This is a genomic window from Pseudomonas sp. LFS044, from assembly GCF_047978245.1.
Classification (GTDB): Bacteria; Pseudomonadota; Gammaproteobacteria; order Pseudomonadales; family Pseudomonadaceae; genus Aquipseudomonas.
Genome location: NZ_JBFPFX010000028.1, coordinates 24,324 through 41,065, shown reverse-complemented (window position 1 = coordinate 41,065; position 16,742 = coordinate 24,324). Strand labels below are relative to the sequence as shown.

General features: G+C 64.4%; 11 protein-coding genes. 7 read left to right on the top strand and 4 right to left on the bottom strand.

Annotation, left to right across the window (positions count from 1 at the left end; all coding sequences use genetic code 11):
- Nucleotides 1-8: 8 nt before the first annotated feature.
- A complete protein-coding gene (locus ACNQPL_RS21010) occupies nucleotides 9-1,160 on the bottom strand; it encodes a hypothetical protein (RefSeq protein ID WP_416467798.1) in 1,152 nt (383 codons plus the stop codon).
- Nucleotides 1,161-1,414: 254 nt separating this feature from the next.
- Nucleotides 1,415-3,028 carry a putative bifunctional diguanylate cyclase/phosphodiesterase gene (locus ACNQPL_RS21005; protein ID WP_416467797.1) on the bottom strand — a complete coding sequence of 538 codons (1,614 nt, stop codon included), beginning with the start codon at nucleotides 3,026-3,028 and terminating at the stop codon, nucleotides 1,415-1,417.
- Nucleotides 3,029-3,167: 139 nt separating this feature from the next.
- Between ACNQPL_RS21005 and ACNQPL_RS21000 the strand changes: the two genes are divergently transcribed.
- From ACNQPL_RS21000 to ACNQPL_RS20990, 3 genes are all read left to right on the top strand, one after another.
- Nucleotides 3,168-4,787 carry an NADP-dependent glyceraldehyde-3-phosphate dehydrogenase gene (locus ACNQPL_RS21000; RefSeq protein ID WP_416467795.1) on the top strand — a complete coding sequence of 540 codons (1,620 nt, stop codon included), beginning with the start codon at nucleotides 3,168-3,170 and terminating at the stop codon, nucleotides 4,785-4,787.
- Between the two features lie 123 nt (nucleotides 4,788-4,910).
- Nucleotides 4,911-5,378: a VOC family protein gene (locus ACNQPL_RS20995; protein WP_346613221.1), complete on the top strand. Its 468-nt coding sequence runs from the start codon at nucleotides 4,911-4,913 to the stop codon at nucleotides 5,376-5,378.
- A gap of 63 nt (nucleotides 5,379-5,441) precedes the next feature.
- Complete coding sequence (locus ACNQPL_RS20990; protein ID WP_416467793.1) at nucleotides 5,442-6,629, top strand: hypothetical protein; 1,188 nt, start codon at nucleotides 5,442-5,444, stop codon at nucleotides 6,627-6,629.
- Nucleotides 6,630-6,723: 94 nt separating this feature from the next.
- Here the strand turns inward: ACNQPL_RS20990 and ilvA are convergent, their stop codons facing one another.
- Both ilvA and ACNQPL_RS20980 read right to left on the bottom strand, forming a co-directional pair.
- Nucleotides 6,724-8,286, bottom strand: a complete 1,563-nt coding sequence (ilvA, locus tag ACNQPL_RS20985) for a threonine ammonia-lyase, biosynthetic (protein WP_387532033.1) — start codon at nucleotides 8,284-8,286, stop codon at nucleotides 6,724-6,726.
- A 183-nt stretch (nucleotides 8,287-8,469) separates the two neighbouring features.
- Nucleotides 8,470-8,901: a PACE efflux transporter gene (locus tag ACNQPL_RS20980; protein WP_416467792.1), complete on the bottom strand. Its 432-nt coding sequence runs from the start codon at nucleotides 8,899-8,901 to the stop codon at nucleotides 8,470-8,472.
- A gap of 572 nt (nucleotides 8,902-9,473) precedes the next feature.
- Here ACNQPL_RS20980 and wecB point away from each other — a divergent pair.
- The 4 genes from wecB to ACNQPL_RS20960 are packed head-to-tail and all read left to right on the top strand — an operon-like array spanning nucleotide 9,474 to nucleotide 16,634.
- Nucleotides 9,474-10,628 (top strand): non-hydrolyzing UDP-N-acetylglucosamine 2-epimerase, encoded by a 1,155-nt coding sequence (gene wecB, locus ACNQPL_RS20975; RefSeq protein WP_416467790.1) that lies wholly within the window; start codon nucleotides 9,474-9,476, stop codon nucleotides 10,626-10,628.
- Nucleotides 10,625-12,799: a cyclic di-3',5'-guanylate-activated glycosyltransferase NrfB gene (nrfB, locus tag ACNQPL_RS20970; RefSeq protein WP_416467789.1), complete on the top strand. Its 2,175-nt coding sequence runs from the start codon at nucleotides 10,625-10,627 to the stop codon at nucleotides 12,797-12,799. The genes wecB and nrfB overlap by 4 nt, the downstream gene beginning before the upstream one ends.
- Nucleotides 12,796-15,795 (top strand): phage receptor, encoded by a 3,000-nt coding sequence (locus tag ACNQPL_RS20965; protein WP_416467787.1) that lies wholly within the window; start codon nucleotides 12,796-12,798, stop codon nucleotides 15,793-15,795. The genes nrfB and ACNQPL_RS20965 overlap by 4 nt, the downstream gene beginning before the upstream one ends.
- Nucleotides 15,795-16,634 (top strand): DUF4434 family protein, encoded by an 840-nt coding sequence (locus ACNQPL_RS20960; protein WP_416467785.1) that lies wholly within the window; start codon nucleotides 15,795-15,797, stop codon nucleotides 16,632-16,634. The genes ACNQPL_RS20965 and ACNQPL_RS20960 overlap by 1 nt, the downstream gene beginning before the upstream one ends.
- Nucleotides 16,635-16,742: the final 108 nt, after the last annotated feature.

Here is a 16,742-nt window from a genome sequence, read left to right as displayed (position 1 = left end):
CGTACAACTTAATTGGACAAAACCCGCTCCATCGTCGGCGGCGACTTTACGCTCGCGTAACGCTCGCGCAAGTTCTGCAGAAATTGCTCGCCCGAACTTCTGGCACCATAAAGGTATATTTTGTGCAGGCCACCAAACACCATCTCGTGATAACGGCTGGCAAGTTCTTCATCACTGGACCCGTCGGGTAACCCCAGGTGCAGCGTCAACTTGTTGCCTTCTACCGCAAACAGCGGCGTGTCCCAGAGAAACTGCGCAACGCCCGTGCGGGGCAGGCGGATGAACATGTAGGCGTGGTTGCCAAGCGAATCGACATCGCCCCCGCGTCGGCGCTTCCATTTCAGCAGCCCGTCATCGGGGCGTGCCAGGCACAGGCCGATGTCGTAGTAGTCGAAGCCGTTGGCCAAGGCCCACTCCAGCGCCATGAAGGTGGTGATGGAATTGACTTCGCGCAGCTTCTTGGCGTCGGAAAACACCGCTTCGCAGTAACCGAAACGCAGCGTACTCCAGTAACGCTTGCCGGCGCGGGTTATCTCGCAGCCCAGGTGGCAGGCGACCACTTCGCCATTGAGGGTAATCAAGTCCAGCCGGCCTACCCCCTTGGCCAGGCGGAATACCTCTTCGGTGGGGAACTGCGCCGCATGGATGCCCTGCCTGGCGGTGGCGTACGGGCGCAGCAGGTCGCGGTCGGCCATGGCGATGTCGTCATCCGCCAGGGTTTGCCTCATCTCATACAATGGGCGGTTCTTGCGGATGCTGCGGCGCAGTTCGCTGTCATAGCGAGCGGTGATGTCGTCCAGCGAACGGCCCAGTGGCACGACGGCACTCAGGTAGTGCGGCACGGACAACGCGCCGAGGGTCGGCAGTTCACTCACCACCACACGGTTCGCCGTGGTGGCTGCCGCGCTGCTTTCGGGCACCTGGGCCTGCTGCTGGCCCTTGCCGCCAATCAGCAGCTTGGCCATTTCCCGCTGCTGCTTTCTGCCAATGTAGAGGATTTCGTAGGGGCTCTCCTGCTGCAGCCTGAAACGGGCCACTTCCCAGCGCCAGAAACACGCACGCCCCAGCATGTCGCGTATCACGTTTGAAACGTTTCTGAGCTCGTAGCGCATGGAGGGGGAGATGAATTTTCGGGCTACCGCTGCCAGGTGCTGTTTCATGTCTGCTTCGACGTCCTTAGATGTTGCCCATGGGCGTGATCGAAAAAGAGTATCGGAAATGTGCAGATAACCCGCGTAACGCATTGATATAAATGGGAACTTAGCCGCTCTACCATCCTAATATTCAGTAACAATTTAAGATGCAAGGCTGCGTCTTGGCAAGCGGCCAATTGATATCACCGGCCTCTATTTAATGGCGTCAAATAAGGGATAAGTAACACGGCAAGGTGCACCTGGCACCTATCGACAAGTGACTATCTCTCGGCGTTGCCATTACCCCTCGCCCGGTCGGGCTGACGGGCCAACCAAAGCGCCAGGTCAGGCGCAGGCATCGGCCGCCCCATCAGGTAGCCCTGCCCCTGATCACAACCTGCATTGCGCAGGAAGTCATACTGTTCCTGGGTTTCGATGCCTTCAGCCGTGATGCGATAGCCCAGGGCGTGGCCCAGGTCGATGATTGCCCGGGCGATGGCCACGGCGTCGTCATCACCGGGCAGGTCTTTGATGAACGCACGGTCGATCTTCAGGTGGTCGATCGGCAAGGCACGCAGGTAGGCCAGCGACGAGTAGCCCGTGCCGAAGTCGTCGACTGCCGTGGCCACCCCCATGGCCTGCAGCTGGGCCAACGCGGCGCAGGCCTGCTGCTGGCTTTCCATCAACAGGCTCTCGGTGATTTCCACTTCCAGCATATTGGGCGACAGAGCATGCCGTTCAAGCGCCAGCGCCAGGCTCGACACGTAGTCGCTGCGCTCGATCTGCAGGGCGGCAACGTTGATGGCCAGCGGGCGAGGCAGGCAATCGTCGGCACGCCATGCCGCCAATTGCGCACAGGCTAATTCCAGCACCCGCTCACCCAGCGGGATGATCAGGCCGGTGCGCTCCGCCAGCGGGATGAATTCGCCAGGTGAAACCAGGCCATGCTCAGGGTCACGCCAGCGAAGCAACGCTTCAACCCCTTCCAGCTGGCCACTGAACAGGTCCACCTTGGGTTGGTACCACAGCTCGAACTCGTTGTTCTGCAGGGCCCGACGCAAGTTGCGCTCCAGCTCCAGGCGCTGTTGCAGGCGCGCGGTCATGTCGCGGTGGTACGGCCGCCAGGTATTGCGCCCGCCCTCCTTGGCCACGTACATCGCGGTGTCGGCGTGGCGCAGCAGGCTGCCAACGTCGGCGCCATGCTGCGGGCACCAGGCCAGGCCGATGCTGCCGGTGACCAGCGCGGCATTGCCGTTGAGGTCGAACGGCCGTTGCAGGCAACGCAGCAGGTGGCGGACCTGATGGTTGATCTGCCCCTGGGTGCCCTGGAGCATGAACACGAACTCGTCACCGCCCAGCCGGCACAGCCGGTCGGTGGTGTCCAGCTCCTGCAGAAAGCGCGCGGTGGCCTGCTGCAGCAGCAAGTCGCCCATGGCATGGCCCAAGCTGTCGTTGACCTGCTTGAAGCCGTCGATGTCCAGCATCAGCACTGCCAGGCCGTTGCCTTGGCGGGTGGCGTCGGCCAACTGTTGCTGGAACAGCACGCGGTTGGGCAGCCCGGTAATAGTGTCGTAATGCGCCAGGCGCTCGAGCTGCGCCTGCGAGCGCTGCAACTCGCGGTTGCGCTGCACCAACTGGCGCTGCTTGCGATTGATCTGGGCGACCAACAGGCCGCTCAGGCCGGTGCACACAAGCCCCAGCCAGAACAGCGGCGAAGCGAACACGCCTGCGCCCTCTGGCGCCTGCTGGCGCTGTGCGTCCAGGTGCCCAAGCGCCACCGACAAGCCGATGCCGGCCAGGGCGAAAGCCACCGGCAGCAAGCGCTTGACGGTCTTGCGCAGGGTGCCGGCAGCCGGCTTCTGCTCATCGGAATACGGGGAATTGGACGGGATCATAAGCCTGCGGACGCACTCGATTGCTTCTGTATCGGCGCAGCTTCGGCAATGTTGAGCCAGACTGGTGTTTTTCTTCAGGCCGGTGCATGCTCGAAGCTGAAGCGTTTCACCTAGCCAACACATGTGAGGTGCAGTACCCATGGACCGTCTGCTCGATTCGTTGTTTCCTGCCGCCGAGAACATCCCCGAGGCCTGGCGCCTGGGCGAGCCACTCGAGCAACGCGACTACCTGGTGAACGGTGAGTTGCGCCGCTGGGACGGCCCACTGGCTACCGTGCGCAGCCCGGTCTGGCTCAAGGAGGGCGACAGCGAGCGCCAGGTCATCCTCGGCAGCGCCCCGCTGCTCGACGCCGATACCGCCCTGACCGCACTCGATGCCGCCGTGCAGGCCTACGACAAGGGCCGCGGGGTATGGCCGAACATGCGCGTTGCCGAACGCATCCAGCATGTCGAAACTTTCCTGGCACGCATGCGCGAACAGCGCCAGGCGGTGGTCAAGCTGCTGATGTGGGAGATTGGCAAGAACCTCAAGGACTCCGAAAAGGAATTCGACCGCACCTGCGACTACATCGTCGATACCATCAACGCCCTCAAGGACCTTGACCGCCGCTCCAGCCGTTTCGAGCTCGAGCAAGGCACCCTCGGCCAGATCCGCCGCGCGCCACTGGGCGTGGCGCTGTGCATGGGGCCTTACAACTACCCCCTGAATGAAACGTTCACCACGCTGATCCCGGCCCTGATCATGGGCAACACCGTGGTGTTCAAACCGGCCAAGTTCGGCGTGCTGCTGATCCGCCCGCTGCTCGAAGCCTTCCGCGACAGCTTCCCGGCTGGCGTGATCAACGTCATTTATGGGCGTGGCCGCGAGACGGTCAGCGCCTTGATGGCCAGCGGCAAGGTGGATGTGTTCGCCTTCATCGGTACGCACAAGGCCGCCAGCGACCTGAAGAAACTGCACCCACGCCCACACCGCCTGCGCGCGGCACTGGGGCTTGACGCCAAGAACCCGGGCATCGTGCTGCCGCAGGTCGACCTGGACAACGCCGTCGACGAAGCGGTAACCGGCGCGCTGTCGTTCAACGGCCAACGCTGCACGGCGCTGAAAATCCTGTTCGTGCATGAGGATGTGGTCGACGCGTTCCTCGACAAGTTCAAGCGCAAGCTTGCCGCGCTGAAACCGGGCATGCCGTGGGAGCCAGGCGTGGCCCTGACCCCACTGCCGGAGCCGGGCAAGGTGGACTACCTCGACGGCTTGGTGGCCGACGCCACGGCCAAGGGCGCGCAAGTGCTGAATGAAGGTGGTGGGCATAGCCGCGGCTCGTTCTTCTACCCCGCCCTGCTCTACCCGGTCAGCAGCGACATGCGCGTGTACCACGAGGAACAGTTCGGCCCGCTGGTGCCGGTGGTGCCTTACCGCGACCTGCAGACAGTGATCGACTACGTGCTGGACTCCGACTACGGCCAGCAGCTGAGCCTGTTCGGCAACGACCCGCAGACTATCGGCAGCCTGGTCGATATCTTCGCCAACCAGGTAGGCCGGATCAACCTCAACGCCCAGTGCCAGCGCGGCCCGGACACCTACCCTTTCAACGGCCGCAAGAACAGCGCCGAAGGCACGCTGTCGGTGCATGACGCCCTGCGCGTGTTCTCCATCCGCACGCTGGTCGCAACCCGGTTCCAGGAGGCCAACAAGGAACTGATCAGCGAAATCATCCGCAACCGGCAATCGAGTTTCCTGACCACCGATTACATCTTCTGATGCCGCCTTGGTTATAGACATTTGATCTAGGGTGCGTGTCGATCTTGCGCTTTGCTAAACGACTCTATGCAACAGGGGCGCCTATCGCGCCCCTCTTGCATCCCCGGCAAAGGAGATTCGAACATGGCAGCCAAACCCATCCCCGAAGGCCAGCACAGCATCACCCCTTACCTGGGTATAAAGGATGCTGCGAGGGCCATCGAGTTCTACAAGCAAGCCTTTGGCGCAGTCGAGATGTTCCGCCTCGAAGGCCCTGACGGCCGTGTCGGCCACGCCGAACTGAAGATCGGCGATTCGTCGTTGATGCTCGCCGACCCGTGCGACATGGAAGGTGGCCTCACCGCCAGCCAGTCACTCAATGGCGTTGCGGTCGGCCTGCACCTGTACGTCGAGGACTGCGACAAAGTCTACGCCCAGGCCCTCGCCGCCGGCGCCACGCAATTGCATGAAGTAAAAGACCAGTTCTACGGCGACCGCAGCGGCACGCTGAAAGACCCGTTCGGCAACATGTGGTTCGTCTCCACCCACAAAGAGGACCTCAGCCCAGAGGAAATCCGTGCCCGCGCCGCCAAGATGTTCGGTGGTAGTTGAGGAGCGAGTTGAAAGCGGCGCGACTTTGCTTGAAGCTTGTGGCTCGTAGCTTGGAGCTGCTTCATGCGAATCATCGACAAAACCGCCGCGCAGGTCCGTAGCCTGACCCCGGCCGAAGAGGAACTGCTGCAGGCATTTGCCGCGGGCACCCTTGTTGGCCCCCGCCTGCTGCAGGCCAACCAGTTATTGATGAGGGTGCGCAGCGCCAACCATTGGCTGGCCTGCGATTGCCGCAAGGATGCCCTGCCGGTACTGAATGTCACCCTCAATGGCAGCACCGGTACCCTGTTTCTCAAGAACAACCCCGGCACCGCCGAGCATGCGCCGGGGTGCCCGTTCACCAAGGACGAGCGCGAGGCGGCCGAGCGCGAGCAAGACCCCGCCCCGCCCGCCGCCTGGCTGCCCCCCGACACCGCGCTGCGCCTGCTGGGTGATTTCCGCAAGGCCAGCGACAGCGCTGGCGGCGCCCCTGACGGCAGCGAGCGCCGGGAGCAGCAGCGTCTGCTGTCGCTGCTGTTGACCTGGATCGAAACCAGTGGCTTGAACCTCTACGCCACGCACCTGAAAAAAGACCTCACCAGCCAGTTTGCCGAACTGCGCAGCGTCGCCAGCCGTTACCCGCTGCTCGAGCGCGTGCCCGCCAGCAACTACCTGGAAACCCGGCTGGACATGAAGCACATGCTGATGCTCAAGGCCCGCCTGCGCGAGGCCACGGTGTTCGGCAACCACCGCCGCCATGGCCTGATGCTCGATTGCGTCGACCAGATCAAGGGGCGCAAGGTGTTCAACAATCGCCGCGAGGATGGCTTCGACTTCCAGGGGCATCATCTGTATTGGGGCGGCAGCCGGACGTCCGGGCCGCTGCTGGCACTGGCGCTGTATTCGCCGACCACAGCGGGCAGTCACTTCTACGAACTGATCCACGTGGCCAGCGTGCCGGTGCTGTCACGCGCTCACCTGTTCCCGGTATACCGCGACGAAGAACGTGAGCCGCTCAAAGCGCTGGTGTCGTTGATCGACTGGATGGCCAGCAAGGGTGTCAAGGTGCAGATGCGCCGGCCGGTGATTGGCGGCCAGGTGATGGATGAGCTGGTGCTGACCTCGGATCAGGACCGGGTGCTGTCGGTGTCGCTGCTCGAGCAGCCGGTGGGGCCGGAGCCGGATGCCGAGAACTTCAAGCGGTATGCGGATTTCAAGAGCCTGGAGACCTTCCGCAAGTTTGTGGCCGGGTTCTTCATGCGCGAGCGCTGATCAAGATACGCTGCCTCCCTGTGGCAGCGGCCTTGTGTCGCGATAGGGCTGCAAAGCAGCCCCCGATAATTCACGCAGTCCCGCTAGTGCGCGGTTACCCAAGAAACAACGCGTACGCCGGGTTATCAGTCTCATCCCAATACCGATACCCCATCTCATCCAGCGCCTGCGGCAACCTGGCCTGCTCATCCGCCGGCACTTCCAGCGCGGCAAACACCCGCGCCTCGGCCGCGCCATGGTTGCGGTAATGGAACAGGCTGATGTTCCAGCGCTTGCCCAGCCGCTCCAGGAAACCTAACAGCGCCCCCGGCCGCTCGGGGAACTCGAAGCGCAGTACGCGCTCATCCGCCCCCGGCGCCGCATGCCCGCCCACGGTATGGCGCACATGCAGTTTGGCCAGCTCGTTGTCGGTCAGGTCGAGTACGCTGTAGCCCTGTTCGGCCAGGCTGGCCAGCAACTTTTCACGCGGGTCGTGCAGCGGGTGCGTCTGCACGCCTACGAACAGCCGCGCTTCCTTGCCCGGGTAATAGCGGTAGTTGAACTCGGTGATCTGCCGCTTGCCCAGCGCCTGGCAGAAGGCGCGGAAACTGCCGGGTTGCTCGGGGATGGTCACGGCGATGATCGCCTCACGCTGCTCACCCAGCTCGGCGCGCTCGGCCACATGGCGCAGGCGGTCGAAGTTGACGTTGGCGCCGGAATCGATGGCCACCAGGGTCTGGCCCTGCACGCCTTCGCGCGCCACGTACTTCTTGATGCCCGCTACCGCCAGGGCGCCTGAGGGCTCGGTGATGGAGCGGGTATCGTCGTAGATGTCCTTGATCGCCGCGCACAGCTCGTCGCTGCTGACAGTCAACACCTCATCGACAAAGTGCCGGCACAGTTCAAAGCAGTGGGCCCCGACCTGGGCCACTGCCACGCCGTCGGCAAAGGTGCCGACCTGCGGCAGAATCACCCGCTCGCCGGCGGCCATGGCGGCCTGCAGGCAGTTGGAATCTTCCGGCTCGACACCGATCACCTTCACCTCGGGGCGCAGGTACTTCACATAGGCGGCAATCCCCGCCACCAGCCCGCCGCCACCGACCGGCACGAAGATCGCGTCCAGCGCACCCGGCTGCTGACGCAGGATTTCCATGCCTACCGTGCCCTGGCCGGCGATCACGTCCGGGTCATCAAACGGCGGCACGAAGGTTGCGCCCTCGCTGTCGGCCAGGGTCAGCGCATGGGCCAGCGCATGCGGGAAACTTTCACCGTGCAGCACCACATGGCCACCCCGCGAACGCACACCTTCGACCTTCAGCGATGGCGTGGTGGTCGGCATCACGATGGTGGCTTTCAGGCCCAGATGCGAAGCCGCCAGGGCCACGCCTTGCGCATGGTTGCCCGCCGATGCGGTAATCACACCGCGCTCGCGCTGGGCCGTGGTCAGCCGCGACAGCCGGGTGTAGGCACCGCGGATCTTGAACGAGAACGTGGGTTGCAGGTCTTCGCGCTTGAGCAGCACCTGGTTGCCGAGGCTGGCAGACAGTGCCGGTGCCGCTTGCAGGGGCGTCTCGATGGCCAGGTCGTACACCGGCGCAGACAAGATGCGCCGCACCTGCTCCGACAACAGTTGCTGCGGGCTGAGCGGGGTACGTGGGCTGACGTTGAGGCTGGTCATCGGTGCAACTCCTTGGCTGTTTTCACGTTGCCCAGGAGTCGAAGAGTAAAAACCCGCCTCCAGGGCGGGTTTGGTGCACGTACGCGCTAGCCCGCCAAACTGATAATGGCGGTAATAATAATGGCGTTCACGTGCAGGAAAGTGTTCATTGGGTGGGAACTTATCCCGCTACGGGCGGGCGTGTCAACACTTGGCCTGCTGGGCAGACAGCGGCACATCGAACACCTTGTCGAAGCCCCACTGGAACACGAAGGCATAGACGAAGAAGAACACGAACAGCGCCAGGTTGGTCAGCAGCGCCGCCCACAGGCTGACATCCAGCCAGTACGCCACCAGCGGCAACAGCAGCACTACCAGCCCGCCTTCGAAGCCCAGCGCGTGCAACAACCGGCGCAGAAAGGTGCGTTCACGTTGTTGCTGGCGGGCTTCCCAGCGCTCGAAGGCCCAGTTGAAGGCCATGTTCCAGCTCATGGCGATGCCCGACATCAGGATCGACAGCACGGCCGATTGCGCCATGCCGGCACCGAACGCCAGATCCAGCGCCGGCGCCACGCAGGCCACGGCGATGGCCTCGTAGAGGATGGCCTGGACGATCTTGCGGGCCTTGCCTTGCATGGTTGGGTCTCCTGTATGTGCTTGCCATGGCATTTTCATCGTTTTTGAGATCGAGCGCCGCCCGCGCGGCGCATCGCGAAGCGCTTGCCTTGGGATCTTCAGCGCCCTTGAGATCGAGCGCCGCCCGCGCGGCGCATCGCGGGCAAGCCCGCTCCTACATTTGTTGCAACGCGCCGTTCCAGTCAGGCCATGGTTGTCCGCCTTGGCGCATGGCTGAAGACATGTGAGAGGCCGGCAGCGCCAGCCGAGGAATCCCGTCATGCTAACAAAGCTGGCGACTATGGCCTATCAGGCCATGGTACGTTGCAACAAATGTAGGAGCGGGCTTGCCCGCGATGCGCCGCGCGGGCGGCGCTCGATCTCAAGGGCGCTGAAGATCCCAAGCCAAGCGCCGCGCGGGCGGCGCTCGATCTGCGCATCACCTCCACACCCAAGCCAGGCATCTCCCGAACCTCACACCGATTCCAGCCCCCCACATTGGACAACCCCTCCCTCGACTGCTTGTATCTATCCATTGCAAGCAACCCGAATTCGTACAACTTCGTCCAGGGAATCGTACGAGGAACAAGACGATGGCAAACACCGTCATGATGGTATTCGGTACCCGCCCAGAAGCGATCAAGATGGCCCCTCTGGCCAGGGTATTGCGCGAATGGCCGGACATCGACCTGCATATCTGCTCCACCGGCCAACACCGCGAGATGCTCGAGCAGGTGCTCACCGCTTTTGGCCTGAGCGTCGATCAGGACCTCAAGGTGATGACCCAGAACCAGACCCTCAACGGGCTGGCCCGTGACCTGCTGGACAAGATCGACAAGGCCTTCGAGAAGGTCAACCCGGATATCGTGCTGGTGCACGGCGACACCACCACCAGCTTCATTGCCGGCCTTGCAGCCTTCCACCGGCACATCCCCATCGGCCACGTCGAAGCGGGGTTGCGCACCGGCAACCTGCAGCAACCCTGGCCCGAGGAGGCCAACCGGCGCCTGACCGGGGTGATCGCCGACCTGCACTTCGCCCCCACCCGCAAAGCCCGCGACAACCTGCTGCGTGAAGGCGTGCCGCTGGAGCACATCGAAGTCACCGGCAATACCGTTATCGATGCCCTGCTGTGGATGCGCGAATACCTGGCCCAAACGGCCTGGCACCCCTCGGCCGACTCACCCCTGCACACCCTGCGCGACGACCAGCGCATGGTGCTGATCACTGGCCATCGCAGGGAAAACTTCGGCGCCGGCTTCGAACGCATCTGCCTGGCCCTGGCCGAATTGGCCCTGCGTTACCCCGACGTGCAATTCGTCTACCCCGTGCACCTCAACCCGCAGGTACAGAAGGCCGTCTACGGCCTGCTTTCCGGCCGTGACAACATCCATTTGGTGGCGCCGCAGGATTATCAGCATTTTGTCTGGCTGATGAACCGCGCCCACATCATCCTCACCGACTCCGGTGGCGTGCAGGAAGAAGCCCCCGCGCTGGGCAAACCCGTGCTGGTACTGCGCAAGGTGACCGAGCGCCCGTCGGTACTCGAAGGCGGCACGGTCAAGCTGGTCGGCACCCAGGCCGAGCGTATCGTCAAGGAAACCAGCCAGCTGCTTGACGATGAACAAGCCTACACGCGCATGGCCCGGGTATTCACACCGTTCGGCGACGGCCACGCCAGCGAGATCATCGCCGAACGCTTGAGCCTCTGGTTCGAGGAAACCACCCGTCAACAGGGTGACGCATGAGCCTGGCTTTCGTCGACTTCCTCACCTATGTGCTGTTCGGCCTGAAGATCCTGGCCATCATCCTTGCCAGCTTGATGTTCCTGCTCGGCCTCGATGACCTGTTCATCGACCTGTGCTACTGGTGCCGCAAGGTGGTGCGGCAAGTGCGCATCTACGACAAGTACGAAAAGGCTGACGAAAAACGCCTGTTCGAAGTGCCGGAAAAACCGCTGGCGATCATGGTCCCGGCCTGGAACGAAGTGGGTGTGGTCGGCGAAATGGCGCGCCTGGCGGCCTCTACCATCGACTACGAGAACTACCAGATCTTTGTCGGCACCTACCCCAACGACCCGCAAACCCAGGCCGACGTCGATGCCGTGTGCCTGCACTACCCCAACGTGCACAAAGTGGTCTGCGCCCGCCCCGGCCCGACCAGCAAGGCCGACTGCCTGAACAACATCATCGATGCCATCCTGCGTTTCCAGGAAGACGCACGCATCGAGTTCGCAGGCTTCATCCTGCACGACGCCGAGGACGTGATCTCGCCCATGGAGTTGCGGCTGTTCAACTACCTGCTGCCGGCCAAGGACATGATCCAGATCCCGGTGTACCCCTATGCGCCGGAATGGAAAGGCTTCACCGCCGGGCACTATGTGGACGAATTCGCCGAAAACCATGGCAAGGACGTGATCGTGCGCGAAGCACTCACCGGCCAGGTGCCCAGCGCAGGCGTCGGCACCTGCTTCAGCCGGCGCGCCATCAGCGCACTGCTCGAAGACGGCGACGGCATCGCCTTCGACGTGCAGAGCCTCACTGAAGACTACGACATCGGTTTTCGCCTGAAGCAAAAAGGCATGAAGTGCATCTTCGCCCGCTATTCGGTGACCGACCCGGCCCTGGCGCTCAAGCACGACTGGCGCTGGGGGATGAGCCGCGAGTTCTCCCAGGTGATCTGCGTGCGCGAGCATTTTCCGCGCGACTGGCAGCACGCCATTCGGCAGAAGTCGCGGTGGATCGTCGGCATCGTGTTCCAGGGCACCAGCAACCTCGGCTGGAGCCGCACGGGCGCACTCAACTACTTCCTCTGGCGGGACCGGCGCGGCCTGTTCGCCTACCTGCTGAGCTTTCTCGTCAACCTGTTGCTGCTGGTGTTGCTGGCCATGTGGCTGGTGACGGTTATCGCGCCGCAGTCCTGGCGGTTCATGTCGATCCTCAGTGACAGCTGGCTGCTCACCACCCTGCTCTGGCTCAACGGCCTGATGCTGATCAACCGGCTGTTCCAGCGCGGCTGGTTCGTTACTCGCTATTACGGCATCGGCGAAGGGTTGCTGTCGGCACCGCGCATGATGTGGAGCAACTTCGTCAATTTCTTCGCCAACTTGCGCGCGCTGCGCCAAGTCATGGAGATGGGCGATTCGCGCCGGGTAGCCTGGGACAAGACCACCCACGAGTTCCCCGCCCTCGCCTCGCCGGCCCGCACGCCACTGGGCCACCGCCTGGTCGAGAAAGGCTACATCAGCGAACAGCAGCTTGAGCAGGCCATCACCAGCCCGGTACGCCGGCGCCTGGGCCGCGAGCTGTTGCTGCGCGGCTGGCTGACCAGCGAGCAGCTGGTGCAGACCCTGGCCGAGCAACTGGACATGCCTTGGGCGCCGCTCAACCCGTTCAAACTCGACGCAGAGCTGATCGCCCAACTGCCGCGCCGGCTGGCCACGCATTACGGCGTGCTGCCGGTGGCGCAAGACGGCAGTACGCTGGTGCTGGCCAGCGAGAGCCCGGTCAGCCAGGTGTCGCTGGGGGTGATCAGCCGCCAGCTCAAACGGCCCGTCCGTTGCCGCCTGGCGCCCCAGGGCCGCGTAACCCTGGGGCTGCGCTTGCACTACCCCAGCCCTTGGCAGCACGCCGAGACCCAGCAGATGCTCAAGGTGCTCGAACTGCACCAGGACAATGCCGAGCTGATCGAACAGGTCAGCACTCACCAGGTCATGCTCGGTGCCCTGCTGCAGGTGCGCGGCATGGTTCCGCCGACCTTGTTCAACCAGGCACTGATCGACTTCGACCCCGAGCAGCAGAGCCTTGGCGAGCACCTGATCGCGCGCGGCATCATCACCGAGCACGTGCTGCAGCAGGCGCTCGCCGAGCAGGCCAGCGAACAGCAGGCCGCCTTTGACCTGATCAGGGAGGTGGCATGAAGCCGCGTTTCACCCTCACCTTCACCGGCCTGTTGCTGTGCTCCACCGCCCTGCCCACGCTGGCCGCGCCCATGACGGACTTTCAGCGTTTCACCAGCTACCCGTTCATGGAGCGCAGTTACCGCGAAGCGAAAAAGGATAACTGGGCCGAGGTCGAACGCCTGACCCGCCATGTGCTGGGCCGCGTGCCGAACAATGACGAGGCGCGCGCCTTGCTGGTGGAGGCACTGGCCCACCAACGCCGCTACAAAGAGGCACAAGCCCTGGCCGAGCAACTCGATGGCCCCGAGCATGCCGATGCCTTGCTGCAGCTGCGCCTGACCTGGATCGAACAGGACCCACCGCCCGCCAGCCAGGTTGAAAGCTGGCTGGCTACGGCCGACGGCATGCAGCGGGTACGGCTGTGGCAGGCCTACAGCCTGAGCCTGGCCAAGTTCGGCGGTGCCGGCAAAGCCCTGCAATGGCTCAGCCAGTTACCACCCCGTGACGATGGCCAGGTGCTGCGCCTGGCCCGGGCCAATTTCGCCGAACAGTTGCGCAACTGGAAAGAGACCATCGAACAGCTGCAGCCGTTGGCCGAAAAAGGCCAGCTGCCAGCTGAAGACTGGCAGCGCCTGGCCAATGCCTATGTCCAGCAAGTGGATGAAAAGGGCCTGACACGGTTGCTGCAAAGCGCGCCCTCCCCTGAAGTCGCCAACCAGACCCGGCTGGCCATGGCCAACCGAGCCATCGCCGTGGGCCATAACCAGCAGGCGCAACGCTGGCTGCAAACCCTCCCTGCCGAGCAGCTGCAACAGCCCGAACAACGCCAGCAACTGTGGGAACTGGCCCGTGAAGGCGACGATGCGCCGTTGCTGCGGCGCCTGAGCAACGAACTGCAGCGCCCGTGCCTGGAGACGGTCGACTGGCTGTCGCGGCATGACCCGGATGTCGCCCGCGAGCAGCTCAAAAGCTGCGCCGCCGCCGTCGACCCCCGCGCCTACGCCATCCTCAAGCAGCGCCTTTACGGCGACCCCGTGCAACCCCCACAACCACGCACGGCCGCCGAATGGGAGCAACGCTACCGCCAGAGCGGTAACCTGGCCGCACTTGAACAGGCAACCTTCCTGCTGGTAAAGCAGGGCCACAGCGAACGTGCACGAAGCCTTCTTGAGCAGGCCTACGACCGCCGTAAGGGCCGGCTGACGCCCTCGCTGCTGCAGCGCCTGGGCAATTTTTACGCGCGTGACGACGGGCCGCTGGACAGCCAACGGATGCTGGGCCTGATCCCACGCGTCGATACCCAAACACGCGCCCAGCTGCTCGCGCGCCTGGCCGAGGCCGGCCAGTGCGACGCCGTACACCAGGCTGTCCCGGCCAACCCAAGCGAAGCTGGCCAGTACCGTGCTCTGGGCCGTTGCGCCATGCCCGAGCAGCCCGGTGCAGCAGTGGTCTACTACCAGGCCGCTGAACGCCTGGGCGACAGCGGCAACCGCTTACCGCTGGCCTACGCCCTGGAAGCCGCCGGCGACTCCACAGCCGCCCTGCCGATCTGGCGCAGCCTGCCCGACAGCGCCTGGACCGACAACGCCCGCCTGACCGCCGCCGCTGGCGCCTTGCACGCAGGCGACCCACAGGCCGCGCGCCGCTACTGGGACGCCGCTGCGCACAACAGCGCCGACGACTGGGCCTTGGGCGCCGCGATCGCCCAGCGCCAGGGCGACCTGCAGGCAGCGCTTGGCTTCCAGCGTCAGGCCCTGGCGCACAACCCGCGTGCCGACCACTACTACGCAGCCGCCAGCACCGCGCAACTGGCCGGCGACAGCGCCCAGAGCACGGCCTGGCTGGCCGAGGCGCTACGCCTGGCACCGGACCAGCCCCGCTACCGTGCCGACTACGGCATGCGCCTGGCCGGTTCGCCCGACAAGGCCCAGCGCCGCCAGTCGATCCCTTATCTGCAAAGCGCCACGCGCGATTTTCCGGAGGACTACCGCCTCGGCGAAACCCTCGCTCTGCGTTACGACGAAGCCGAAGACAGCGCCTCTGCCCGCCGCGAGCTGCGCCGGATCATCGACGTAGAGCAGCACCTGGTCGACGGTGACGATGAATATGGCAGCCTCGAAGCGCGCAAGTACCGCCAGCGACGCGCTCACGAAACCCTGTCGCGCCGCGACAGCGTCACCCTGGCCAGCACCTGGTCGCCAGCCGGCACCTCGACCAACGACAAATTCCTCGACACCGGCCAGCGCAGTGGCAGCGCTCGCCGGGCACAGTCGCAGAACGTGCAGTTGGCCATGTGGGACCACGCACTGGGCGACGAGCCCAGCCGCAATGGCAGCACCTTGTCGGTGTACGGCCGCGTGCTTTTCGGCGGCCAGAGCCGCACCGACTACGCGCAAAGCATGGGCACTGGCGTCGGCCTGCGCTACAAGCCGCTGGGCCAGGCCAACCTCAACCTGTATGCCGAGCTGTATCACCAACGCCAGATCGACGCCGAGCATTACAGCGGGCTGAGCCTTGGCGAGCTGCTGAGCCCGGCCAAGGTCGGCGGCAATTGGGGCGATTTGCGCCACAACGCCGAATCGAGCAACGACTTGCTGTTGCGCGCGACGGCCTCATTCCTCGACCAAGGGGATTGGCGTAACGACTGGCGGGTTGACGAGGACGACTGGAACGAGCGCTTTTTGTACCTGGACGCCGCCTGGTGGACCCGCGCCGGCGACCATGCCTGGTTGTCGCGCTACCAGCAGGGGCATGCCTGGAAGCTGCCTGGCACCTCGCCGCAAACCCTGATGCCTTATGGCTTCCTCGAATTTGCCAGCCAGGACCCGAGCAATGACTGGCGCCAGGACGCCCGGGCAGGCGTGGGTGTGCGTTGGCAATGGTGGTTCGACGACGACCGTTACAACGCCTACCGCGGCTCGCTGAAAGTGCGCGCCGAGTATCAGCAGTCGCTGGGTGGCAACCTCTACGAGCGCGCCAACGGCGTGCTGGTGGGCGCGGAGATGACCTTCTGATGCGTACCTTCCTGGCAATCTGCATGCTTGCCCTGTGCCTGCCGGCCATGGCCGACCAGCGGCTGTTCTACCAACCCCTGAACCGCGACGCCGCGGTCAGCCCAGCCCAGTGGCAGCAACTGTGGCGCGCCACCGCAGCGCACGGCGGCAAGACCCTGATCGTGCAGTGGAGCGCCTACGGTGACAGCGATTTCGGCGGCGCCCAGGGGTGGCTGGCCAACAGCCTGCGCGAAGCCCGCGCGCAGGGGTTGGAGCTGGTGCTCGGCTTGTACATGGACCCGGCCTACTACCAGCGCCTCGAAGCGCTCGATGGGGATGGACTGAACAGCTACTGGAAAGCGCAGCTGGGCCGCTCACTGAGCCACTACCAGCAGGTGCGCAAGGACTGGAACCTGGAGGTAGCCGGCTGGTACCTGCCAATGGAGCTGGACGATCTGCACTTTCGTGACCCCGCACGCCGTGAAGCACTGTACGGCCAGTTGCAGGCGTTCAACCGGCAGTTGGACAAGCCGCTGCACATCAGTGCGTTCAGTGCCGGCACGCTGGCACCGCGGGTCAACGCCGCGTGGCTGGAGCAACTGGTGGGGTTGGGTTTGACTGTGTGGTGGCAGGACGGTGCCGGGACTGGGCGGTTGCCGCCGTTGGTGCGCCAGGGGTACGAACAGGCCCTGCCGTGCCGGGTCGGGGTGGTGCGTGAGGCCTTTCGCCAGGTGAGCGCGCCGGGGCAGGCGTTTCGGGCCGAGCCGGCCCCGCCCGGGCTGACGGGTGGGTGCCATGCCGAAGCGGTGTTTGCCCTGCGCTACCGGCCGTGGGCTCGGGGTATCCTGCCGCAGAATTGAGTCGTCTGTTCGGGCCTCATCGCGGGCAAGCCCGCTCCTACAGGTCGACCATCGCCCTTGGGTCAGCAATTATCCCGTAGGAGCGGGCTTGCCCGCGATGAGGCCGGC